Annotated in this window: 19 protein-coding genes; 7 read left to right on the forward strand and 12 right to left on the reverse strand. The window is 61.8% G+C overall.

The features are described from left to right. Positions 1-52: 52 nt before the first annotated feature. Entirely contained in the window at positions 53-2566 is a 2514-nt protein-coding gene (locus NH195_RS16500) for a penicillin-binding protein 1A (RefSeq protein ID WP_066709416.1), read from the reverse strand. A 209-nt stretch (positions 2567-2775) separates the two neighbouring features. On the opposite strand from NH195_RS16500, the gene NH195_RS16505 reads away from it, so the two are divergent. The 3 genes from NH195_RS16505 (at position 2776) to NH195_RS16515 (ending at position 4804) form a co-directional block, all read left to right on the forward strand. After that, positions 2776-3384, forward strand: a complete 609-nt coding sequence (locus NH195_RS16505) for a class I SAM-dependent methyltransferase (RefSeq protein WP_066709491.1) — start codon at positions 2776-2778, stop codon at positions 3382-3384. Between the two features lie 327 nt (positions 3385-3711). After that, entirely contained in the window at positions 3712-3972 is a 261-nt protein-coding gene (locus tag NH195_RS16510; protein ID WP_066709419.1) for a hypothetical protein, read from the forward strand. A gap of 190 nt (positions 3973-4162) precedes the next feature. After that, positions 4163-4804 carry a metal-binding protein ZinT gene (locus NH195_RS16515; protein ID WP_066709422.1) on the forward strand — a complete coding sequence of 214 codons (642 nt, stop codon included), beginning with the start codon at positions 4163-4165 and terminating at the stop codon, positions 4802-4804. 93 nt (positions 4805-4897) lie between these two features. Here the strand turns inward: NH195_RS16515 and NH195_RS16520 are convergent, their stop codons facing one another. Then, the gene (locus NH195_RS16520) at positions 4898-6151 is read right to left on the reverse strand and encodes an N-acetylmuramoyl-L-alanine amidase (RefSeq protein ID WP_066709425.1); all 1254 of its coding nucleotides are present in this window, start codon (positions 6149-6151) and stop codon (positions 4898-4900) included. A 150-nt stretch (positions 6152-6301) separates the two neighbouring features. On the opposite strand from NH195_RS16520, the gene NH195_RS16525 reads away from it, so the two are divergent. Continuing rightward, positions 6302-6982 carry an SEL1-like repeat protein gene (locus NH195_RS16525; protein WP_066709428.1) on the forward strand — a complete coding sequence of 227 codons (681 nt, stop codon included), beginning with the start codon at positions 6302-6304 and terminating at the stop codon, positions 6980-6982. Positions 6983-7059: 77 nt separating this feature from the next. After that, on the forward strand, positions 7060-7806 hold the full coding sequence (locus NH195_RS16530) for an SEL1-like repeat protein (RefSeq protein WP_066709430.1): 747 nt from the start codon (positions 7060-7062) through the stop codon (positions 7804-7806). 13 nt (positions 7807-7819) lie between these two features. Here the strand turns inward: NH195_RS16530 and NH195_RS16535 are convergent, their stop codons facing one another. Beyond that, a complete protein-coding gene (locus NH195_RS16535) occupies positions 7820-8968 on the reverse strand; it encodes a pyridoxal phosphate-dependent aminotransferase (protein ID WP_066709432.1) in 1149 nt (382 codons plus the stop codon). Positions 8969-9180: 212 nt separating this feature from the next. Between NH195_RS16535 and NH195_RS16540 the strand changes: the two genes are divergently transcribed. Next, entirely contained in the window at positions 9181-9948 is a 768-nt protein-coding gene (locus NH195_RS16540; protein WP_066709434.1) for a DsbA family protein, read from the forward strand. Positions 9949-10047: 99 nt separating this feature from the next. Here NH195_RS16540 and ispG read toward each other — a convergent pair whose 3' ends face one another. The 3 genes from ispG to hemA form a co-directional block, all read right to left on the reverse strand. Then, positions 10048-11175, reverse strand: coding sequence for a flavodoxin-dependent (E)-4-hydroxy-3-methylbut-2-enyl-diphosphate synthase (ispG, locus tag NH195_RS16545; RefSeq protein ID WP_066709437.1), 1128 nt, complete (start codon positions 11173-11175; stop codon positions 10048-10050). 98 nt (positions 11176-11273) lie between these two features. Further along, positions 11274-12482 carry a helix-turn-helix domain-containing protein gene (locus tag NH195_RS16550; protein ID WP_066709440.1) on the reverse strand — a complete coding sequence of 403 codons (1209 nt, stop codon included), beginning with the start codon at positions 12480-12482 and terminating at the stop codon, positions 11274-11276. A 109-nt stretch (positions 12483-12591) separates the two neighbouring features. Continuing rightward, positions 12592-13821 carry a 5-aminolevulinate synthase gene (hemA, locus tag NH195_RS16555; protein ID WP_066709443.1) on the reverse strand — a complete coding sequence of 410 codons (1230 nt, stop codon included), beginning with the start codon at positions 13819-13821 and terminating at the stop codon, positions 12592-12594. Positions 13822-14081: 260 nt separating this feature from the next. Between hemA and NH195_RS16560 the strand changes: the two genes are divergently transcribed. Then, the gene (locus tag NH195_RS16560) at positions 14082-15467 is read left to right on the forward strand and encodes a dipeptidase (protein ID WP_066709446.1); all 1386 of its coding nucleotides are present in this window, start codon (positions 14082-14084) and stop codon (positions 15465-15467) included. 272 nt (positions 15468-15739) lie between these two features. Here the strand turns inward: NH195_RS16560 and NH195_RS16565 are convergent, their stop codons facing one another. The 6 genes from NH195_RS16565 to NH195_RS16590 form a co-directional block, all read right to left on the reverse strand. Beyond that, a complete protein-coding gene (locus tag NH195_RS16565; protein ID WP_066709449.1) occupies positions 15740-15964 on the reverse strand; it encodes an RND transporter in 225 nt (74 codons plus the stop codon). A gap of 387 nt (positions 15965-16351) precedes the next feature. Continuing rightward, a complete protein-coding gene (locus NH195_RS16570; RefSeq protein ID WP_066709452.1) occupies positions 16352-16888 on the reverse strand; it encodes a chemotaxis protein CheD in 537 nt (178 codons plus the stop codon). Further along, a complete protein-coding gene (locus tag NH195_RS16575; RefSeq protein ID WP_081423985.1) occupies positions 16885-17922 on the reverse strand; it encodes a protein-glutamate methylesterase/protein-glutamine glutaminase in 1038 nt (345 codons plus the stop codon). Before NH195_RS16575 ends, NH195_RS16570 begins: the two co-directional genes overlap by 4 nt. A gap of 42 nt (positions 17923-17964) precedes the next feature. Further along, positions 17965-21120 (reverse strand): methyl-accepting chemotaxis protein, encoded by a 3156-nt coding sequence (locus NH195_RS21805; protein ID WP_066709455.1) that lies wholly within the window; start codon positions 21118-21120, stop codon positions 17965-17967. Positions 21121-21524: 404 nt separating this feature from the next. Then, positions 21525-22097 carry a hypothetical protein gene (locus NH195_RS16585; protein ID WP_066709458.1) on the reverse strand — a complete coding sequence of 191 codons (573 nt, stop codon included), beginning with the start codon at positions 22095-22097 and terminating at the stop codon, positions 21525-21527. Between the two features lie 25 nt (positions 22098-22122). Continuing rightward, on the reverse strand, positions 22123-22759 hold a 637-nt coding region (locus tag NH195_RS16590; RefSeq protein ID WP_066701789.1), incomplete at its 5' end, for an IS3 family transposase.

Genomic DNA, 22759 nt, shown 5'->3' on the forward strand with positions numbered 1-22759 from the left:
TTCAATCAATGCCCCGAGGATAGCACAGAATCGCAGCCTGACCTAACCCGCTCTAATACAGCCCGCCCGACGACAGAGAGTTGATCGTCGCTTTCTCCGGCACGGTGATCGTCCGGCCGGTCGAGGTCTGGACCTCGCGCGTGCCGTCTTCGCTGTCGCGCTCGCCTGCCGAGAACAGCGGCAGATCGGCGCCCATGGCGAAACCGCCGTCATACATCAGGCCGAAGATCGGTTCTTCGCCGTCACGGAAATACTCCGCCACCACGTTCGGCCCCGAAGCGCTGTCGGAGAGGCGCGCGCCGGTGAACCGGTCGATCTTGATGAAATGCCCCCCCGGCGGGACCTTGAACTTGCCCCCGCCGTATTTCTTGACGGCTTCCTGCATGAAGCTGTTGAACACCGGGCCGCAATAACCGCCGCCCGAAGCCCCGCGCATCGCCCGCGGCGTGTCGTAGCCGATGTAGCAGCCGGCCACGATGTTCGAGGTGAAGCCGATGAACCACGCATCCTTGCCGTCGTTCGTCGTCCCGGTCTTGCCCGCCACCGGCACCGGAAGGTTGACCCGGCCCGCCGCCGTGCCGCGCTGCACCACGCCCTGCATCATCGAGGTGAGCTGATAGGCGGTGATGGCGTTGATCATGCGTTCGCGGTTCGACACGATCTTCGGCGCGACGCCGGGATCGAGCGAAGCCATGTCGCAATCCTCGCAGATCCGCGCGTCGTGGCGGTAAATCGTCCGGCCGTAACGGTCCTGCACCCGGTCGACCAGCGTCGGCTCGACCCGCTCGCCGCCATTGGCGAACATCGCATAGGCCGAAACCATCTTGAACACGGTGGTTTCTTCGGCGCCCAGAGCGGAGGCAAGGTATTGCCCCATGTGATCGTAGACCCCGAAGCGTTCGGCATAACGCGCCACCGTGTCCATGCCGACCTCTTGCGCGAGACGGATGGTCATCAGGTTCCGCGATTGCTCGATCCCGGTTCTGAGCGGGGTCGGGCCGTAGAATTTGTTCGACGCGTTCTTGGGCCGCCAGACGCCCTGTGGCGTGTTCACCTCGATGGGCGCGTCGACGATGATCGTCGCGGGGGTAAAGCCGCTGTCGAGCGCTGCCGCATAGACGAAGGGCTTGAACGAAGAGCCCGGCTGGCGCGTCGCCTGGGTGGCGCGGTTGAACACGGAGTGCTCATAGGAGAACCCGCCCTGCATCGCGATCACGCGGCCCGTGTTGACGTCCATCGCCACGAAGGCGCCCTCGACCTCCGGCACCTGCCGCAGGCTCCAGCGGATCAGATCGCCTTCGCCATCGTTGCCCGTGGTCATACGCCGGATGTGCACCACATCGCCCCGGGTGAAATTGTCCCGGAAACTGCCCTTGATCCACTTGATGTCCTCGCGTGGCACGGTGACCTCGCCGATCCCGTCCTCGACCATGACCGTCATGGAGGCATCGCCGATCTCGTTCACCGCCCCCACATACCATGTGCCATCGAGCGAGATGTCCCGCGCCACCTGAAGTGCGCCAAGCGCCGCCTGCCATGCGTCCGTGTCGAGCGTGGCGGGGTCGATGGTTTTGCCCGTGCCGTGCCAGCTCCCGCGCGAGCGGTCGAGCTCTTCGAGACGGCGTTGCAGCGAATGCGCCGCCACCGTCTGCATCTCCGGGTCCATGGTGGCGCGGATCGACAGGCCCCCTTCGAAGAATTCCTCTTCGCCGAAGTCTTTCGACAACTGACGGCGGATCTCGTCGGTGAAATAATCCCGCGGCGGCAGGCTTTCGCGATAGGACGGGTAATCGCCAGTCTGCACCGTTTTGATCGGCTTGGCCCGCGCGGTTTCGTAGTCTTCCTGGCTCAGGTAGCCGTTTTCATACATCTCGCGCAGCACATAGTTGCGCCGTTCCAGCGCGCCGTCATAGTTCTTCGCCGGGTTGTAGGAATAGGGTGCCTTCGGGTGGATCGCGAGGAAGGCCGCCTCTTCCGGCGCCAGCTCGGAGAGCGATTTGTTGAAATAGCTCTGCGCCGCCGCCGTCACCCCGAAAGAGCGCACGCCGAGGTCGATCTCGTTGAGATACAGCCCGAGGATCTGGTCCTTGGTCAGGGTCTGTTCCAGACGGGTGGCCAGGATCAGCTCCTTGATCTTGCGTTCCGCAGACCGCGATCCGTCGAGAAGGAAGTTCTTCATCACCTGCTGGGTGATGGTGGACGCACCACGAAGCGGCCCGCCCCTGGCCGCCGTCAGCGCCGCCGAGGCCATGCCGCGCAGGTCATAACCGTGGTGTTTGTAGAAATTCTTGTCCTCCGCCGAGATGAAGGCGTTCTTCACCAGATCGGGGATTTCCTCCGGCGGGGTATAGAGGCGGCGTTCCTTGGCGAACTCGTCGATGATCCGGCCCTCGCCCGAATAGATGCGGGAGATCGTCGGCGGCTGATACTGCGCCAGCGCCTCGTGGTTCGGCAGATCGCGCCCGTACATCCAGAAGATGCCACCGATGACGATGGCCACAAGGAACAGCCCCGTGGTGATCCACGAAAAAATCGTCCCGAAGAAAGAAAGGATGAATCTGAGCACTGAGGTTTCCTGCAATCGTTCCCACACCCGTGCGCCCGGCTGACTCGCGTCCCCGGCACATACCTGCCCCTCCTTATACAGGGTCGACGCGATGGTCAAAACATCCCCGGCCGGATCGCGCGCAATTGTGAGCAGAAAGACGCCGCCCGTGAACGGCGCCGCTTGCCGCCCCCTTGCCGCCCTGTGCGCACGGGCCTATGTCCGGGGGCATGAAACCCGAAGACATCCTTCCCACCTATGAACGTCAGGCCCGCGCTTTCGATCTGGCGCGCGCGAAGACCCTGTTTGAGCGGCCCTGGCTCGACCGGATGCTGGGTTACACCCCCCAGACCGGCGGCAAGCGCCATGTGCTCGATCTCGGCTGCGGGTCGGGGCGCCCGATTGCGCAATATCTCTCGGACCGGCGCTGTGAAGTGACCGGGGTGGACGGGGCCGCCGCCATGGTGGCGCTGTTTCAGCAGAACCTGCCGAAGGCCCGGGCGATCCGGGCCGACATGCGCGGGCTCGATCTGGGCGAGAGCTTCGATGCGGTGATCGCATGGGACAGTTTCTTTCATCTCGCAGCCGAAGATCAGCGCACCATGTTTGCCACCTTCGCCCGGCACCTGACCCCGCGCGGCACATTGCTGTTCACCACCGGTCCCGACGCGGGCGAGGCAATCGGCAGCGTCGAACACGAGACCGTCTATCACGCGTCCCTGTCTCCCGACGAGTACCGCCGTCTGATGGCCGATCAGGGGATCGAGGTCATCGCCTTCACCCCCGAAGACCCCGGTTGCACCGGGCATTCGGTCTGGCTGGCGCGGAAAACCGGCTAGAGGACACGGAAACGCCGCGCAGGTTTGCCGGCTCCTTCTTGCCCTATCCCCAAGGTTGAATATTTTCCCTGTCTGCGATGGTGGTTCCAAACGCCCTTGGGGCGGAAAATCTGACGGAGCTGACCTGCCCGACACAGGCGGAAAAGTTTACCGCAGCAAACTGTACCGCGCTCAGAATTGCGGTGTCTTACGAGGATTTCGCCGGGTATATCGCGCGCTGCGCCAGTATCCCCCCACCAAACGCCGCTGGCTTTTCTGGAACATGGGCGGTGTAAAGGGCCGCTGGGCCTGCCCGGAGACCCGCTGAAATATAGCGCCGCCGAAGCCGTGATCCTCACAACGCGTGACTACCAGTTCTTCGACTTTTACCAGAGCCTGCTCAATTTCATGGAACAGTACTGGCACGTGAAATTGGACGCAGAGAATATCCTGATCGAAAGCCAAATGACGCGGCTTCACAATGTCGGCTGCATGATCGGCGCGGTCTATTATCAGCACCCGGAACTGAACGCCGCACCAGAAGAGCAAATACCTCGATTAAAGCTCACGCCTTTGACCAGAGACATCAGACAAAGGCGAGGCATGTGAAACGCTTATATCTCGTACTGCGTTCCGCCAAAAGCTGTGTCTCGGGTTTTGGCGGAACACTTTAAGCCGCGATGCGTTGCCAAGCGTGTCCCGCTGTTTCTCTCTTGCGTCGCTGTCGGCATCTCTTTAGGGAGGTTTTGTTATGTTATCACGTATCAAAATCTGTCACCAAGACCAAGGAAAGACCCCAATGCACAAGACCACCATCGCTCTGGCCTTTGCGAGCACCCTGTCGGCAGCCCTGTCCTTCGCCCCGGCTCAAGCCCACGATCACAGCGCCCACGCGCATGATCACGACGAACAGATCTACAACGGCTATTTCGAAGACGCTCAGGTCGAGGATCGCCCGCTGTCCGACTGGGCCGGCGACTGGCAATCCGTCTATCCGCTGCTGACCGAGGGCAAACTCGATGCGGTCATGGCCCATAAGGCCGAGCATGGCGACAAGAGTGCCGCAGAGTACACCGCCTATTACACCACGGGCTATGCCACCGATGTGGACAAGATCGAGATCGACGGCGACACCGTGACCTTCCATCGCGGCGCTTCCGCCCCCCATGCGCAATATGAAAGCGACGGCTACGAGATCCTGACCTATTCCAAGGGCAATCGCGGCGTGCGCTTCATCTTTGAAAAGATCGCGGGCGATGCGGAAGCGCCGCAGTATATCCAGTTCAGCGACCACCGGATTTTCCCGTCAAAGGCCGATCACTATCACCTCTACTGGGGCAACGACCGCGCCGCCGTGCTCGAAGAGTTGACCAACTGGCCGACCTATTACCCGGCCGATCTGAGCGCCGCGCAGGTCGCAAAGGACATGATGGCGCATTGAGCGCCGTCGCACAGCCGGACAGGGATCGGTTCTGATGTCACCGGTATGATCGCCCTGTCCCCGTCCCGGAGGTTCCCTGTGCCTCCGGGGCATTTATTTCCGCAACCTGTCCCGAAGCGACACCTCTTCCTCTTCCCACGCCAGCAAGGCATCGCGAATGGCCCAGGCCGCTTTCGTCCGCCAGGCCTGATCCTTGAGCTTCGCCCGATCCTTGGCCGAGGACAGGAAGCCCAGCTCGATCAGCACCGAAGGCATGTCCGGCGCCTTGAGCACCGAAAACCCGGCCTCCAGACGCGGACGTTTGTGCATGCCGACGCTCTCGTCGAGGTATTTCACCAGACTGTCCGCCAGCCGATCCGTGCGCGGCATGGTCTCGGTCCGCGCCATGTCCATCAGCACGGCGGCGATCACGTCGTCCTGCCCCGTGAGGTCCACACCCGCCAGCAAATCCGCCCGGTCGTGGCGTTCCGCAAGCTTCTGCGAGGCGGCATCGGAGGCGCGCTCCGCCAGCGTATAGATCGTCGCCCCCTCGGCGCGCCCCTCGGCAATCGCATCGGCATGAAGCGACAGGAACACATCCGCCCCCGCTTCCCGTGCCAACGTCAGACGGGTTTCCAGCGGCACGAAGACATCCTCCGTCCGCGTCATCACCACGTCAAAGCCGCCCGCCCGGTTCAGCACATCCTGCAACTCGCGCCCGAAGGTCAGCATCAGGTCCTTTTCCCGCTCCCCGTCACGCTCTGCCCCCGGGTCGATGCCGCCATGACCGGGGTCGATCACCACCCGCAGCGGTCCATCGCCGAACCTGCGCAGAGGGGCGGTTTTTGCCGCCGCATCGCCTGTCTCTTGCGCAGAGGGCCGCACCAGTTGCGCATCCGGCGGCGTGCCCGCGCCCAGAGCGAATTCATCGGAGGCCGTCGGATCGAGATTGAGCGTCAGCACCGCGCCCTTGTCATCACGGCTCATCTCGGCATGCACAAGCGCATAGGGTTTCGCGAGATCGAGCACCATGCGCGACCAGCCCGGCGTGAACCCTCCGACCCGCAGCCCGCTCACCCCTTCGGCCGTGTCGAACGCTTCGGTGTCGAACCCCGTCCAGTCCACTTCGGAAAAATCCACCACCATGCGGCGCGGATCGTCGAGCGTGAAGATGCGAAACGGCACCGGCTGGCTCAGCCGCAGCATCATCTCGAGACTGTCGCCCTGATCGACCAGCGCCGAGGCACTGCTGTCGGCCCGTGCCAGCGCGGTCAGCCCGCCCGGCTGCTCCTGCGCCTCCGCCCGTGCGGCCAGAACGCCGCCGATCAGAAGCAGAGCCAGAATGAATTTCAAAACCAACGCCCGCATCACGCCCTCATGACTTATTTTGTGCAAGAGATACCATGTCTGTGCCCGAAAACCAGCCACGGACATGTGAAGCACCCCAGATAGCCCTCAAACAGTTGACCCCGTGGACGTTGCATCGCAGGCTTTGCGCAAATGACAAGGGAGCCGACCATGCGCCTGCCCGTTCTGACCGCCCTCACCGCCCTGCTCTCCCTGCCCGCGCTGGCCGATCCGCTGCCGTCCTACTGGCAGGACGACCGCGATTTCTACAACGAGATCGCCGATGCCGCCTGTGTCGGCAGCGCTGACGACAGCGATTTCGACAGGCTTATCACCGCCGCGATTCAGGAGGCGAACGCCCCCGCAATGATCGCGCTGCGCTGGATGGTACTTTCCGAAAGCTGCGTGCAATACAATCCGGACGGCGATCTGCTCACCAACAGCCTGATGGTGATGGCCGCGCTTCAGGCCTATCCCATTGCTCAGAGCAATCTCGCGGGCAGCTACCTGCATGGCTATTACGGCATCGAACAGAACCCCGACGAGGCGGAAGCACTGTACGATCAGGCGATTCAGGGCGGCTATGGCGAGGCCGCCTCGGAATACGCCCGTGCGCTGATCGAAGGCGACATCCTGACGCGCGATCTGGACAAGGCGGCCGACCTGCTCGCCGTCGCCGAACGCGAAGGCGTCGAGGCCGCCACGCTCGCCCCGCTCCGGACGCAGCTCTCCGAACTGGGTGGCGCTGAGGTCGGCGAGCCGCATATCGACCCCAGTTGGGACGGTGTGGATACGAGAAGACTCGCCGAGTGGCTCTACGAAGGCCTCTACGGCAGCAACGACACCGACTAAGATGGCAGTCTCTCCCCTCTGCCTTTCCCACGCCACCACAAGTTTCGCCCCCCCCCGAAAAGGACATTCCCCACCCAATGCGCTTCACGTTTCTTGCTCTGCTCGCCGCCCTTGCCACACCTGCCGTTGCAGACCCGCTGCCGAAGGAATGGCAAGTTCGACGCGAGGCGATGAACCAGCTCGGCGACAGAACCTGCGCGGGCGACCACATCGCCTACAACAAATTGCGCGACGGCGTGAAAAACGGCGATGCTGTGGCGATCCATGAGCTCAACTGGATCTATACCAACTGTAAGACCGGAGAGACCCGTGAATGGATGGCGCTGGCCTCCGTCAGCTATTTGGTCACGGCCGCCGAAATGGGCTATCCGATTTCGCAATCGAACCTTGGCTTTTGCCAGATCCGGGGAGATTGCGACGGCATTCCGAGGGACAAGGAGACAGGCATCTATTTTCTCCATGCCGCGATTGTCGGCGGATATGGCGAGACGGCCTATCACCTTGGCATGCAGCTGACAGTGGGGCCGCATATGGATCAGGATCTGAAACTCGCCACGATGATGCTCAATATTGCAAAGCTCGAAGACGTTCCCGCCAGCATGACCGACAAGCTCGCCGCCGCGCTGTACCAAGCCACAGAGGGCAAGCCCCTGACATCCCCGGAATTGGAGCTTTCCCCGAAAGAGCAGCGCGCGCTTTTTGTCGAAGAGGGCTACTCAATGCTCAGGAAAAACATATATTCGTCGTACGGCGGCCTCGACAGCCCGTTCACATTTTTCGAACAAATGGATGACGAGACCCAAAAGCTCATTTTCGGCGACTAAAGCGTCTGCCCCGTCAGCCCGCCACCCGTGAGGCCATAAAGGCCTTGAGCCGCGCCAGACCTTCGCGAATGTCCTCGGTCGAGCGCGCATAAGAGAACCGCAGCATCCGCGCGCCGCGCACCGGATCGAAGTCGATCCCCGGTGTGACGGCCACGCCCGCCTCGGCCAAAATCTCGTCGCAGAAGGCCTTGCTGTCATCGGTATAGTCCGACACATCGGCGTAGATGTAGAAGGCCCCGTCCGGCGGCGCGATCTTGTCGAAGCCGATCTTCGGCAGCTCCTCGAGCATCAGCCGACGGTTCTCCGCATAGACATCGACCATCTGCTGGCATTCCTGCCGAGACTCCAGCGCGCCCAGAGCCGCGACCTGCGAGGCATGCGGCGGGCAGAGGAAGAAGTTCTGCGCGATGCGTTCGATCACCCGCACATGATCTTCCGGCACCACCATCCAGCCGATCCGCCAGCCGGTCATCGAGAAGAATTTCGAAAACGAGTTGATCACATAGACATCGTTCGACAGCTCAAGCGCTGTGACCGCCCGGCCCTCGTACTGGATGCCGTGGTAAATCTCGTCTGAGATGAAAGCGATGCCCTTGTCATGGCAGGTCTTGATCAGCGCGCCCATCTCCTCATGGCCCAGCATCGTGCCCGAGGGATTGCCGGGGCTGGCCACGATCAGCCCGTCGAGCCCTTCGGGGATCTCGGAAGGCACCGGTTGCAGACGATTTTCCATTTTCGTCGGAATGCCGACTGGCGTGATGTCGAGACCGGTGAGGATCTGCCGGTAGGACGGATAGCCCGGCTCGCCCATGCCCACTTTCGCCCCCGCATCAAAGAGCGCCGTGAAGGCAAGAATGAACGCCCCCGAGGAGCCCGGCGTGATCACCACGCGTTGCCAATCCAGATCGACCCCGTACCAGTCCTTGTAAAGCGCCGCGATCGCCTTGCGCAGCTCCGGCAGGCCCAGAGCTACGGTATACCCCAAGGGATCGGCCTCCATCGCCTCTTCCACCCGCGCGCGCGCTTTCGAGGGCGCGCCCGTTGAGGGCTGGCCGACCTCCATATGGATGATCGAGCGCCCCGCCTCTTCGGCCGCCCGCGCCGCCTCCATCACATCCATCACGATGAAAGGGTCGACCACGGATCGTTGCGAGGTTTTCATGACGGGACTCCTGAATTTCATATCGGCCACCCCATGCCAGCCACCGGCGGGAATTGCAATGTGGCGGATCACGCGCAGGCGGTTTGCATCCCTGCACCTGCGCCTGTTGCATCTCCCTCCGCTGCGGCCTTGGGTCACGCAACTGTAGGGTGGAACCGGACGCAGGATGTGGTAGACGCGTCTGAACAGATCCTCAAACGGAGACAGACGATATGCCTTTTGCCAAAGCCTTGACCCGCCTCGGCGGCGCGGCGCTTTTCACCGCCTCCACCGCCCTTGCAGCAAGCGCTTTTGACATGGCCGACATGTCGGATGCGGAGCGCGAGGCCTTCCGCGCCGAAGTCCGCGCCTATCTTCTCGACAACCCGGAAGTGCTGATGGAGGCCGTCGACGTCTACCAACAGCGCCAGGCCGACCAACAGGTTGCCAATGATGCCGATCTGATCGCCGCCTATGCCGGTCCGATCTATGACGACAGCAACGATGCGGTCTATGGCAACCCGGACGGCGATCTCGTGATCGTCGAGTTTTCCGATTACCGGTGCGGCTATTGCAAGAAAGCCTACCCGGATGTGCAGGCGCTTCTGGAGAAGGACGGCAACATCAAGCTGATCGTCAAGGAATTCCCGATCCTCGGCGACGCGTCCGTTCTGGCCGCGCGCTTTGCCGTCGCGACCAAACTCGTGGAAGGCGATGAAGCCTATCTCAAGCTCCATGACGAGTTGATGCAGGCCCGTGGCGATATTTCCGAGGGCGCGCTGCGCCGTCTCGCCAAGGATCTCGGCATCGACGCCGACAAGGTGATCGCCGAGATGGACAGCGACGGGGTCACCGCGGTTCTGGCCCAGAACCACCAGCTCGCCACCGCGTTGCAAATTTCCGGCACGCCGGCGTTCATCCTGGGCGACCAGATGCTGCGCGGCTATGTGCCCTATGACGGCATGGTCGAAATCGTCAAAGAGGTCCGCGCCAATCGCTGAGGCACACCGAGTTTATCAATGCTGTGCTGAAACAAGAAACCCCGCCGGTTTGGCGGGGTTTTTATTTGAGTATTTGAGGCGGCACAGGAAACGCCGAAGTTATTCGGCGGGCTCGTCGACAGAGGCAGCGTCAAGCTCGGCGGCCTTTTTCTCCACCTGTTCGACGATATGCTCGATCATGTTGTCGTTTGACATTTTATGCGACTGGGTCCCGCCGAGATAGACCATGCCGTGACCTGCGCCCCCGCCGGTCCAGCCGACATCGGTCATCAGCGCCTCGCCCGGCCCGTTCACAACGCAACCGATGATCGAGAGGCTCATCGGCGTCTTGATATGCTCAAGCCGCTTTTCCAATTCCTCCACTGTTTTGATCACATCAAACCCCTGACGCGCGCAGGAAGGACAGGAAATGATATTCACGCCGCGGTGGCGCAGACCGAGAGATTTCAGGATCTCATAGCCGACCTTCACCTCTTCCACCGGATCGGCGGACAACGAAACCCGAAGCGTATCGCCGATGCCCATCCACAAAAGCTGCCCCATGCCGATGGCGGATTTGATCGTGCCGGACATCAGCCCGCCCGCCTCGGTGATGCCGAGGTGGATAGGTGCGTCGGTGGCCTCGGCCAGCTGTTGATAGGCGGCGGAGGCCATGAAGACGTCGGAGGCTTTCACCGAGATCTTGAAATTGTGGAAGTCGTTGTCTTCAAGAATTTTGATGTGATCCATGCCGCTTTCGACCATCGCGTCGGGGCACGGCTCGCCGTATTTCTCCAACAGGTGTTTTTCGAGAGAACCCGCGTTGACCCCGATGCGGATCGAGCAATTGTTGTCCCGCGCCGCCTGGATCACGTCCTTGACGCGCTTCTCGTCGCCGATATTGCCCGGATTGATCCGAAGGCAGGCCGCGCCCGCCTCCGCCGCCTCGATGCCGCGCATGTAATGGAAATGGATGTCGGCGACGATCGGAACCGGACTTTCGCGACAGATTTCCTTGAGCGCGGCAGAACTTTCCTTGTCCGGCACGGAGACGCGCACGATGTCGGCCCCGGCCTCGGCAGCGCGGATCACCTGATCCAGCGTCGCCTTGACGTCATGGGTCAGCGTGTTGGTCATGGTCTGCACGGAGATTGGCGCATCGCCCCCGACCGGCACGTTCCCGACCCAGATCTTGCGGCTCACACGGCGGTCGATATTGCGCCAGGGGCGGACGGGATTGTGCGACATGGGAGCCTCTTTTGCGAAACGCGTTTGGCCTTAGATAGGCCTCTGCGTCGCGGGGGGCAAGCCGTCAGACCTGGCTTTCCACGTCACACCCCTGCGACTTATTCCGCGTTTTGCGCCACGCGGAACATCTCCGCCACGCTGTCATTGGCCGCGAGATCGACCGGGCCATAACCGTCAGAGACATCGGCCACGGAGAGCGCGACATTCTTGACCACCTCGCCCGAGGAACCGACCGGCCCATAGGCCTGACCGTTCACCGCAAAATAGACGCCGCCGCCATTGCCGGTGCGCAGCACGGGCGGCTGTTCCATCGCGGGCACAACATAGCGTTCGCCCGCATCGAGGATCTTCTCGAAAATCACCGACCCGTCGGCAGCCTGCACCCGCACCCAGGACGGCAGAACCGCCACCAGCGCCAATTGCGGCGCGTCGCCCGCAGTGACCTGCACAGGCGAATCCTCCGAGCCTGACAGAGCGGCATCGGCGATCAGATTCGACATATCGTTAAGAATGGATTCGCGATCGGCGGCGGCACTTTCGCCAGCCAGAGCGCCCACTTCGCGCGGATCGAGCGAGGCAATAGGCCCGTCGCGCGGCACCAGCACCGGCACGTCGAGGGCCTGCGGCCGGTAAAGCCGATCCAGCGCTTCGGCGGAAGGCGTGGCCAAGCTCACACTTTCGTCCATGCCCGCGACGACCATCTGGTCCCCGCCCAAGGGCGCCACTTCGGAGATCACGCCGGGGGCCTGATCGACCGGGGCGAGTTTGACCTTTTGAATTTCCTGCAACACGGTCCAACCGCCATAGCCGATCACGCCCAGAAGCGCGAAAAGCACCGCCGAGGAGCCGAGCGCCCCCGGCTCGATGCGCGACATAAAGCTCTGCCCGCGCGGCACGAAACTGGCATTCGGATTGGCGAACGGATCGCTGACCGTGGATTTCTGCGCCGTCCTGGCGGGACCGCTGCGTTTCGTGGAAGCCTGCGGCGACATGCCATGGGCGACAGCGAAACCGCTTTCCTGACAAAACCGCGCAAAGGCCCAGTCGGGATCGAGATCGAGATAACGCGCATAGGAGCGCACGTAGCCTGCGATGAAACCCTGGGTTTCGAACACGGAAGGATCGGCGTTCTCGATCGCGGCGATATAGGTCGCCTTGATCTTCAGCTCGCGCTGCACGTCGAGAAGGGATTTGCCGATGGTCGCGCGTTCGCCACGCATGATGTCCCCGAGCTTCAACTCGAAATCATCAAACCCGCGAGGATGTTCCGTATCCTCGACAGGTGGTTTGCTCCACCGCCCGATCATGAGCCTGCCCCAAGTTGATCCTGTCCCGATGGGGTTCCTGACGATTCGCCGAAACCCCTTGGAACAGTGTTATCACATGCTCAAACCAGCCGCACAGCAGATATGCGGTTCAGCCGGCCAATTCGGCACGATTCAGCGCACAATGGCTCCACAAAGCGTCAAGCGCCTTGATCAGGTGATCCATCTCCTTCGGACCATGCACCGGCGAGGGCGTGAAGCGCAGGCGCTCGGTGCCGCGCGGCACGGTCGGGAAGTTCACCGGCTGCACGTAGATACCATACTGCTCCAGCATCATGTCCGACATCAATTTCGTGTGCTTCGGATCGCCCACGATCAGCGGCACGATATGCGAGCCGTTGTCCGTGATCGGCAGACCCAACCCCTTGAGCCGGGTCTTGAGGATTTTCGCCTGGGTCTGGTGCTCTTCGCGCAGTTTCACCCCGCCCTCGCCTTTCAGGAAGGCGATGGAAGCCGCCGCACCCGCCGCCACCGCCGGCGGGATCGAGGTCGTGAAGATGAAGCCCGGCGCATAAGAGCGCACGGCGTCACACATTTTCGCGCTTGCCGCGATATAGCCGCCGAACACGCCGAAGGCCTTGCCCAGCGTACCGTTGATGATGTCGATCCGGTCCATCAGACCGTCGCGCTCGGCCACACCGCCGCCGCGCGGGCCGTACATGCCCACCGCGTGCACTTCGTCGAGATAGGTCAGCGCGTTGAATTCGTCGGCAATGTCACACAATTCCTTGATCGGCCCGAAATCGCCGTCCATCGAATAGACCGACTCGAACGCGATCAGTTTCGGCGTCTCGGGATCGTCGGCGGCCAGCAACGCGCGCAGGTGATCGAGATCGTTGTGGCGGAAGATCCGCTTGGCGCCACCGTTGCGGCGGATGCCTTCGATCATCGACGCGTGGTTCAACTCGTCGGAATAGATGATCAGCCCCGGGAACAGGGTCGGGAGCGTCGAAAGCGTGGCATCATTCGCGATATAGGCCGAGGAGAAGACAAGCGCGCCCTCCTTGCCATGCAGATCGGCCAGTTCGGCTTCGAGACGTTTGTGGTAGACCGTGGTGCCCGAGATGTTGCGCGTGCCGCCGGACCCGGCACCGGTCGCATCCACCGCTTCTTTCATGGCCTCGATCACGACGGGATTTTGCCCCATGCCGAGATAATCGTTGCCGCACCAGACGGTGACGGGCTGCTCGGTGCCATCGGGGCGGGTCCAGGTGGCGTGCGGAAATTGCCCGCGCTTGCGCTCGATGTCGATGAAGGTGCGATAGCGCCCCTCGTCGTGCAAACGTTGAATCGCCTCGTCAAGCTTCGCCGTGTAGTCCACTTTTTGTCCTTTCGCGCGTCTCGGGTCTGCCTCTTTTAGCGGCATAAAACGAAAATTGCGACTCATATTCACAATTCGCAAGATAATACCGCCACCAAACCCCGTAAGGGCTGAACAAGCCTTATTCTGTCCGGCCCTTTTAGAATGACTAAAAACCCCTTCTGAATGATCTATGTCAACCCATGGTCTCGACTGGACACCGGGAATGAGAGGCGTAAGCTGCGGCAAAACATCCAGAGCACGATCAAAGGTTTCCGATAATGAACACACGTCTCGATCCGGTGCTGTCGCGCATCGACGACACCCTCGAACCGACTCTCGAACGCCTGATGTCCTTCCTGCGCATCCCCTCGATCTCCACCGATCCGGCGCATAAGGCCGATTGCAGGACTGCCGCGGAATGGCTTGTCGCCGATCTGAAATCCCTTGGTGCCGAGGCCGAGCTTTGCGACACCCCCGGCCATCCGATGGTCTGGGGCAAGATCGGGTCCGGTGCGCCGCACCTTCTGTTCTACGGCCACTATGACGTCCAGCCGGTCGATCCGCTGTCGCTTTGGGACCACGACCCGTTTGCCCCCTTCATCGAAGAGCGCGACACCGGAAAAGTGATCCGTGGCCGCGGCGCCTCCGACGACAAAGGCCAGCTCATGACCTTCGTCGAGGCCTGTCGCGCCTGGATCGCCGAACATGGCACCCTGCCCTGCACCATCACTTTCTTCTTCGAAGGCGAAGAGGAAAGCGGCTCGCCTTCGCTCATCCCTTTCATGGAAGCCAACAAGGACAAGCTTGCCGCCGATCTGGCCCTGATCTGCGACACCTCGATGGTGTCCCCGGGCGTGCCTTCCATCGCCTCGCAACTGCGCGGCATGCTGAAGGACGAGTTCACCCTGATCGGTCCCTCGATGGATCTGCATTCCGGCCATTACGGTGGCCCGGCGCTCAACCCTCTCAAGGAAATCTCTCAAATTGTCGCGAGCTTCCATGACGAGCAAGGCCGCGTCACCGTCAAGGATTTCTATGAGGGTGTCGAGGAAGTCCCCGCGGAACAGCTCGCACAATGGGAAAGCTGCGGCTTCGACGAGGCGGAATATCTCGGCAACGCTGGCATGACCGTCGCCCATGGCGAGGCGGGCTATTCCGCCCTCGAGCAGCAATGGGCCCGCCCGACACTTGAGATCAACGGGCTGTGGGGCGGCTATCAGGGCCCCGGCTCGAAAACCGTGATCCCGGCGGAGGCGCATTGCAAAATCACCTGTCGTCTGGTCGGCACACAAGACCCCGACAAGATGCGCAAAAACCTGCGTGCTCATGTCGAATCCCGCCTTCCGGTCGATGCGAAAGTCATCTGGGATCAGGATCTCGAAGGCTCCCCCGCCGCCGTGATGAACACCGCGCGCCCGGAATTCGAAGCCGCCCGTAAGGCGCTCTCGGACGAATGGAACCGCGAGGCGGTGTTTGCCGGCATGGGTGGCTCGATCCCGATCGCCGGGTTCTTCACCACCATTCTCGGCCTCGATTCCATGCTTGTGGGCTATGCGGACGACGACGACCGCATTCACTCGCCGAACGAGAAATACGGGCTCAAGAATTTCCACAAGGGCATCCGAAGCTGGGCCCGCATTCTCGATGCGGTATCGAAAGCCTGACCGCGGCGCTTGCCTGTGGCCACAAACTCAAAAGCCTCCGGCATATCCTGTGCCGGAGGCTTTCCCTTCCCCACCGCGTGGAACGGACACCGCAACTCCTTAGATCAAAGCCAGCTACGGCTCTCAGGAACAGCCCGGGAACACGGCACGTTCTATGCAGATTTCTGTGCGCCGTCCTGTGCGCCGCTGTCAAAACATGGCACCCGGATGCCTGCCTCCTCGCACCATCCGCCCACACGCATGGCACCGGCGCCCCCCCCAAAAAAAACGCCTCAGCCTTCCGCCGGTCGCGCCCCGTGGAGCAGTTTTGCGATCAGCAACACCCAAGGCAGCCCGTGCATCGCCAGATCGAACATGTCGATCGGGCGCGACAGCGCCCCTGAGGCGAGCATTTTCAGCTTTTCCCAGACATGCGGCTCCGGCACGAAAGGCGCGAGCCCCAGCGTCAGCGCCGCAATCACAAATGTCGACAAGGGGATGGAATCGATCAGTTTCATCCCCTGTTCCTGCCCGTCTTCAGGACAAAGACCAAGGCCTTTTTCACCGGGCCGATCTGCCGGGATGTCGTTCTGCGCTCTTCGCTTCCCCGCCTCACACTTGCCGCGGCAACAGACACCGAAATCGCGCCATTCGTTTTCGGGACGACAGACCGATCACAGACCTGACACCCGCCGCAGCCCGTCGTAAAACTGCGCCACACCACATCGTTTGCTCCGCACATCGCTTGCACCGCGCCATATCCTCGCGCAAAGCCCCCCGCGCCGACACATCGCTTCAATGAGGCACGTCCACACGCCTCGCCCCGCAATCCTGTGGCAACCCCACCCCTATGCCTGCGGAATATCGCCCCCCCCCCTGCGCAAAGGGCGCCTGACGGTGCGACCTCAGAACAGTTCGAGATCGCTCGTGCGTTCCGGGGTCGGCCGTTTTTCAACGATCTGCGACGCATCGGAGACCAGCTTTTGCCGGGCTTTGCCAAGCGCGGGCATAAACTCGACCCGCCGCGCCTGCGCCCCGCCAAGGCTCTGCCCGTCACAGGGAATGTTCTCGCGCTCGAGATAGGACAGCACGAAGGTGCCGTTCTGGTTCCCGGCATTCGTCAGCCCCTTGTACATTTCTGCACCGCCAAACACCTTGGCCCTGAGCCTTTCACGCCGTGCCCCGTGCCGGATCAACCCGTTGATCAGAAGCTCCATGGCATTGGCTCCGAAGGAACTGACATCACTGCGCGAGGGTGGCCCTTCGGGTAGCAGGAAATGGTTCATCCCTCCGACCCGCGCCACCGGATCCCAGAGACAGGTGGCAACGCAGGAGCCGAGAATGGTGGAAATCACCGCCGCCTCGCAATCCCCGATGGCATATTCCCCCTGAGCGATATAGGTCCGGCTGCCGGACGCACGTTTTTCGGAAATCGTCGTCATGTCGCCCTCGCATGTGCCGGGCTCTCGCACAGACGCAGGATCTCATCTCCGAACACGTCGAGATCGGCCCATTGTTCGACACCGCCCAGCTCTCCGGCCACTCGCGGCATGCCGAATACGATGCAGCTTTCCTCGCTCTGCCCAAGCGTCCGGGCCCCGGCCTGGCGAAGCGCTGCCATGCCTTCCGCCCCGTCGCGCCCCATACCGGTCAGGATGCCCGCCGCCACCCGGTGCGCCATCGGCAGGGCCGAGAGGAACATCGAGTCCACAGACGGGCGGTGACCGGACACCGGTGGCCCCTTGTGCAAGGTGACCCCCATATCGACGGGACCACTCAGATTGAGATGTGTGGCCCCTCCCGGCGCGATCATCACCAGCCCGGGTTCCAATACGGCGCCATCGGTTGCCAGCCGAACCCTGGGCGCAACCAGAGGATCGAGCCGCGCGGCAAAGCTGACCAGAAACGGCTCGGGCATATGTTGCGTGATCAGGGTCGGCGGACAATCCGGGGGAAAGCGTTGCAACACACGTTCAATTGCGTCCACCCCGCCCGTCGACCCTCCGATCAGGCAAATCCTGTGAAACTGTTGCTCCCGGATCGGTCGAGACCGCGGCACTTGGGCGCTGCGCGGCCCAGGAAGACGCGCCCGTGCCGCCAGAACAACCATTTCCGAGAGCTGCGAGAAATTTTCGAGCCCATCTCCGAGCTTGGGTTTTTCTACGCAATCGACCGCCCCGAGGGCCATGGCTTCCACCGCGACATCGCTGCCCCGACGGGTCAGCGTCGAGACCATCACCACGGGCATCGGACGATGCCGCATGAGGCGCTTGAGAAACTCGAGCCCGCTCATGCTTGGCATTTCGACATCGAGCGTCATCACATCCGGACGATGCGTGTTCACCGCATCCCGTGCCTCGCGCGCCGTCCCGGCCTCGGCCACCACGGCAAGGCGGCTGTCGGCTTCGAGGATCGACCGGATGAGGCGACGCATCGTGGCCGAGTCGTCTACAATCAGTACACGTAACGGTTTCAAACCATTCTCCTTTTAACAGCCCGGATGGCGTGTGCCTGTCGCTCAGAAATCTTCCCAATCGTCCTCAATCGGCGGCGCAACGGGCGCCGGGGCATTAACAACCTGTTTGACCGGAAGTTTGGCGGGCGGTTTCGGCGCCTGGGTCGCGGCAGGAGCGGCCTTCGGGCTTCGCGGTTCCGGTTTGCTGGCCGGGCGTTTGAAATCCACCTGGACGGGCGCGTTGCCTTCCGGGGCCTGCCCCTGCAGGCTGCCGATGGCAAAACGCGACGTGGTAACGTTCAAATTCTCCGCCTCGCGGGTCAGAGCGTGGCTCGCGGCTGTGGTCTGTTCGAACATGGCGGCGTTCTGCTGGGTCACCTGATCGAGTTGATTGACCGCCGCGTTGATCTCCGCAAGACCCGAGGACTGTTCGCGCGAAGAAATGGCGATTTCCGACACGTTGTGAGAAATTTCGGACACGGATTTCACGATGCCGCGCAGCGCTTCGCCCGTCTCGCCAACCAGGCTCACCCCGCGTTTTACCAGCGTCCCGGATTTGGAAATCAGATCGTTGATCTCCCGCGCCGCTTCGGAAGACCGCTGCGCCAGTGCCCGCACTTCGGAGGCCACGACCGCGAATCCACGTCCCGCTTCACCGGCCCGCGCCGCCTCGACCCCCGCATTGAGCGCCAGAAGGTTGGTCTGGAAGGCAATGTCGTCGATCACCGAGGTGATTTTCGAGATCTGGTCGGAGGAGGTCTCGATCTGGCTCATCGCCTCGACCGCTTCCTGCACCACCTTGCCGGAGGCTTCGGCGTTGGCCTTGGCCGTCTCCACCATCTCGGAAGCCTGTTTCGCTCCGTCCGCGGCGGAGCGCACCGAAGAGGTCAATTCATCCAGCGCTGTCGCGGTTTCTTCAAGTGTCGCCGCCTGTTTTTCGGTCCGGCGCGACAGGTCGTCCGCCGCGTTCGATATCTCGGAGGCCTCGCCCCGGATCATGTCGGCATTTTCGACGACATTGCGCATGGCCGACAGGAGGTTCTCGATCGCCTGGTTGAAATCTCCACGCAATGTTTCGTATTCGACGGAGAATTTTTCGTCGATGCGCGAGGTCAGATCGCCCTGCGCCAGTTTCTTGAGGCCGACACGAAGCCCTTCGACGACACGGTCCTGTTGCTCCTTCATACGTTCGCGTTCGGCTTCCGCCGCCACCAGCGCCGCCTGACTGTCGGTGATGTCGGTGCCGAGAAGAATGATGCGGAACGGACGCCCCGAGGAATCCTTCACCGGGCTGAACGTGCCTTCCAGAATGGAGGTGTTGCCCTCCTTGTCGAGCAGCTTGAATCGTCCGTAGATGCTTTCACCCTTGTTCAGGCGCTCCCAGACATCACCCCGCTCGGAGGCCATCTTGGCATTGAAGGCAAAGATTTCGTCATGTTTCATGCCGACCAGTTCGGTCGGATCGACCCCCAGCATACGCGAAAAATTCGCATTCGCCTTCATGAGTTTGCCATCGACACCGAACTCGGCCTTGGCCTGATTGCCATCGAGTGCCGTGATGACGGCCTCGTTGGTACGGATGTCGGTGACATCCTTCCATTCCATCACGCAACCGATCTGCTCGCCGTCAAGATCGACCACCGCATTCACATCCAGCGCGAAATGCACGTCCCCCACCTTCATATCCGTCGAGAAGGGCATCTTGCTCGTATCGGAAAGGAGCGCGCGGATCCGCTCGGGATGGTGGTGGAAGATGTCGATATTCTGACCGACGATGTGATCCGCATCAAAGCTACCGAACATCTCCCGGAAGACGGGTTCATTCTGCTTGAGCAGGTCATGCACCGCGCTGTTCATGTACGTGATCGTGAAACTCTGGTCGATCATCATCAGAGCCGCCGACGACCCTTCGAATGCCGCCCCCTTGAACAGACCGTCACGGGTGGCCTGTTCCGCACGCCCGAGCGCATGGCGGAAATCGTCCAGAGCGTTGGCAATCTGCCCGATCTCGTCGCCGCGCTCGACGCCGGGAACATCGACCGAATAATTGCCTTCGGAAACGGTACGCATCGCCGTTTCCACGCGGGTCAGCGGGCGGGAAATGGTCCGGGCGATCATATAGGCGATCAGCGCCACCACGGCAGTCATCAGAGCGCCCTGCCAGGCCATGGTCCGGGCCAGCGCCGTCGCAGGCTCAAGGATTTCCTCGATGGTCTGGTCGGCGATCAGCCCCCAGCTCACCCCGTGGTAGTCGACCGGAAAGAAAGCCGCGAGATGCTCGTGAATCTTGCCGGTGCCACTCTCCTGATCTTTCTCGCGCAGAATGCCCGTTTCTCCGGCGATCACCTTTTTCGCCGAATCCGTGCTCAGAGCGACGTTGAGAATCTCATTCCCCGCACCGTGGATCGTGTTGGAGCGCAACAGAAGATCGGTGCCGACCAGATAGGAATCACCGGTCTTGCCGAGCCCCGTCGGGCGCGTGGTGATCGTGTCGATCCGATCCACAGGCATCTGGAACGCGATCACGCCGCGCATCTCGCCACGACGATCCAGAACCGGGGCGGCCAGAAAAGCCGCCGGAGCGCCATGCGAGGGGGCGTATTTCTCGAAATCGGCAAAGAAAACGCCCGCCCCATCAGCAGCCAGGGCCTGTTTCAGCACCGTCCCAAGCCCGGTGTCGGCATATTCTCCCTCCAGGAAATTGGTGGCGAAATCCTGTTCCTTGAACACCGAATAGATCAGATCGCCGGAGAGCGAGAAGACGAAGACATCGTAATAGCCCTTTTCCTCGACCAGCTTGCGAAAATACCCGTGATAGAGCTTGTGCACCTGGCTGTAGGCCGAGCCGTCCTGCGCGTAATCGAGCTGTTGCTTGAGGCCTTGCCCGCTGGGATTGCGGTCGATGTACCAATCCTTGAGATAGGCCGTGCGATCGCCGTCGAGCGCCTCCCAGGCTTCCCCGAAGCCACGGATCGCCGAAAGCACCGTCGGGTTTTCCGCCTGGCTGCGCAGGTCTATATCAACCCCCTCGAGCCAGCCCTCCAACTCGAGCGCCCGCGCTTCCGCCACGGTCATCAGTGCCTCTTCCGCCTCGACAAGCAAGGATTGCGACGCATTGCGATAGGATACGAGATTCGCAATCGCGATGGTCACGATGGTCAGTCCGATCATGATCGCCGGCAGCTTTTTCGCCAGTTTGATCCTGCTAAAAAATTTCATCTCATGTCTCCAGGCATCGCGGTTCCGCTCCACGTTCCGGTGAGAGGCGGCCCGAGCGATATATCGGTCAGCTTTCGGGCACAGGTGCCCCGTACCTCACGATCCATGCCGCCAAGGAGTGAAGATTCATTTAAGTCCGGATATTTTCATTCGGACAATCGCTCGATTTTTCATGAAACCTGCGGTCGCAGCCGATCTGCGCGCCGGTCGCCCGCCGCCCCCAACCTCTGAAAACCTGTGCATCTCGCGGTACACCCCGCGTTTTTTCGCATTTTCTGCCAAAGTCCCGGGCCGCATTCACCATTGATAAACCTATTAACCATTTCCTGAGGCCACGCGCCCGTTTGCCGCTCCGGCACCTGCGGCCTCGAAACCAAATCGCCCAATCGGGATCAGCGACAGGCTTACGCCCCAGCCACCGTCAGCGTCATCGCAACACGCGCCTTCGTACGGTCACACCCGGCCAGGAATAAATGCCTCCCCGGCTGCGCCAGCGCTTGTACGACAGCGAGAGCGAGCATGACGACGCCCGTATCTCCAAAAGTCAGCGCCAGATGGCGATACTCGCACTCCGGCGCAATCCGTCCACCAAGGCGCAGATAGCAATGCGCAAGCTCGGAGGCCCGATAGCGCCCATTCGTCCAATCGGTACAGATGTGATCGACGACTGCGTCCCGACCCGAAGACTCGAGTGCCTGATACGCTGCCTCGCTCTGGGCAGCATAGGTGCTGTGGCCGTCCTCGAGCGCGCCGATGGGCTCGAATTCGTGCGCGGTTCCGGTGATGTGTGCAAGCGGCGCTAGCTGAGGCGCAGGATCGAGCAAGAGCGCCACCCCCGCCTCGCCCGGCACAGCACTATAAGGCCGTTTGGCGCTAAAGAGCCGCCCCTCGGCCGCCCGCGCGGCAAGTCTCGTGCGACAGGCAAAACTTTCTCCACCGAGCACCAGAAGCGGCCGCCCCTGCGGTAATCCCCCCATTTTTAGAGGGGCGTATCAGTAGAATCTAAGCTGCTGTCAGTTTCTGTATCGGGGTCATGCCGCCGATGCCCATGTTTGGTCTTTCGTTGTTGTAAGTCCAGAGCCATTTCGTTGCGTGATCCTGCACGTCTTCAATGCTTTCGAAGTGGTATCGCCCGAGCCATTCGGTGCGAACTGTCCGATTGTAGCGCTCGATATAAGCGTTCTGCTGGGGCTTGCCCGGCTGGATGTAAAGCAGCCCGATCCCCGCCTTCTCGGCCCATGTTTGGAGCCTGCCACTGACATATTCCGGGCCGTTATCTACGCGAATGGCCAGAGGTTTGCCTCGCCAGGCGATGATCTGGTCCAGCGCCCGAACAACGCGCTCGGCGGGCAGTGAGAAGTCCACTTCGATGGCCAGGCCCTCGCGGTTGAAGTCATCAAGCACGTTCAATGTGCGGAATGCCCGACCGTCAGCCAGCTGATCGGCCATAAAGTCCATCGACCACACCTCATTCGGGGCCTCAGGCACGACCAGCGGTTCCGGTTTCTCGCGCTGCAGCCGCTTCCGAGGCTTGATCCGCATGTTCAGCTCCAACTCGCGGTAGATGCGGTACACGCGTTTGTGGTTCCAGCCAAAACCTTTGACGTTCCGCAGATGCAAAAAGCACAGACCAAACCCC

It is taken from the genome of Celeribacter ethanolicus (assembly GCF_001550095.1).
GTDB classification, from domain to species: Bacteria; Pseudomonadota; Alphaproteobacteria; order Rhodobacterales; family Rhodobacteraceae; genus Celeribacter; species Celeribacter ethanolicus.

Excerpts from the sequence above, each read along its gene's own strand:
- NH195_RS16505 (WP_066709491.1), top strand. The coding sequence starts at position 2,776 with ATGAAACCCGAAGACATCCTTCCCACCTATGAACGTCAGGCCCGCGCT.
- NH195_RS16515 (WP_066709422.1), top strand. The coding sequence starts at position 4,163 with ATGCACAAGACCACCATCGCTCTGGCCTTTGCGAGCACCCTGTCGGCA.
- NH195_RS16520 (WP_066709425.1), bottom strand. The coding sequence starts at position 6,151 with ATGCGGGCGTTGGTTTTGAAATTCATTCTGGCTCTGCTTCTGATCGGC.
- NH195_RS16525 (WP_066709428.1), top strand. The coding sequence starts at position 6,302 with ATGCGCCTGCCCGTTCTGACCGCCCTCACCGCCCTGCTCTCCCTGCCC.
- NH195_RS16530 (WP_066709430.1), top strand. The coding sequence starts at position 7,060 with ATGCGCTTCACGTTTCTTGCTCTGCTCGCCGCCCTTGCCACACCTGCC.
- NH195_RS16535 (WP_066709432.1), bottom strand. The coding sequence starts at position 8,968 with ATGAAAACCTCGCAACGATCCGTGGTCGACCCTTTCATCGTGATGGAT.
- NH195_RS16540 (WP_066709434.1), top strand. The coding sequence starts at position 9,181 with ATGCCTTTTGCCAAAGCCTTGACCCGCCTCGGCGGCGCGGCGCTTTTC.
- ispG (WP_066709437.1), bottom strand. The coding sequence starts at position 11,175 with ATGTCGCACAATCCCGTCCGCCCCTGGCGCAATATCGACCGCCGTGTG.
- NH195_RS16550 (WP_066709440.1), bottom strand. The coding sequence starts at position 12,482 with ATGATCGGGCGGTGGAGCAAACCACCTGTCGAGGATACGGAACATCCT.
- NH195_RS16560 (WP_066709446.1), top strand. The coding sequence starts at position 14,082 with ATGAACACACGTCTCGATCCGGTGCTGTCGCGCATCGACGACACCCTC.
- NH195_RS16565 (WP_066709449.1), bottom strand. The coding sequence starts at position 15,964 with ATGAAACTGATCGATTCCATCCCCTTGTCGACATTTGTGATTGCGGCG.
- NH195_RS16570 (WP_066709452.1), bottom strand. The coding sequence starts at position 16,888 with ATGACGACGATTTCCGAAAAACGTGCGTCCGGCAGCCGGACCTATATC.
- NH195_RS21805 (WP_066709455.1), bottom strand. The coding sequence starts at position 21,120 with ATGAAATTTTTTAGCAGGATCAAACTGGCGAAAAAGCTGCCGGCGATC.
- NH195_RS16585 (WP_066709458.1), bottom strand. The coding sequence starts at position 22,097 with ATGGGGGGATTACCGCAGGGGCGGCCGCTTCTGGTGCTCGGTGGAGAA.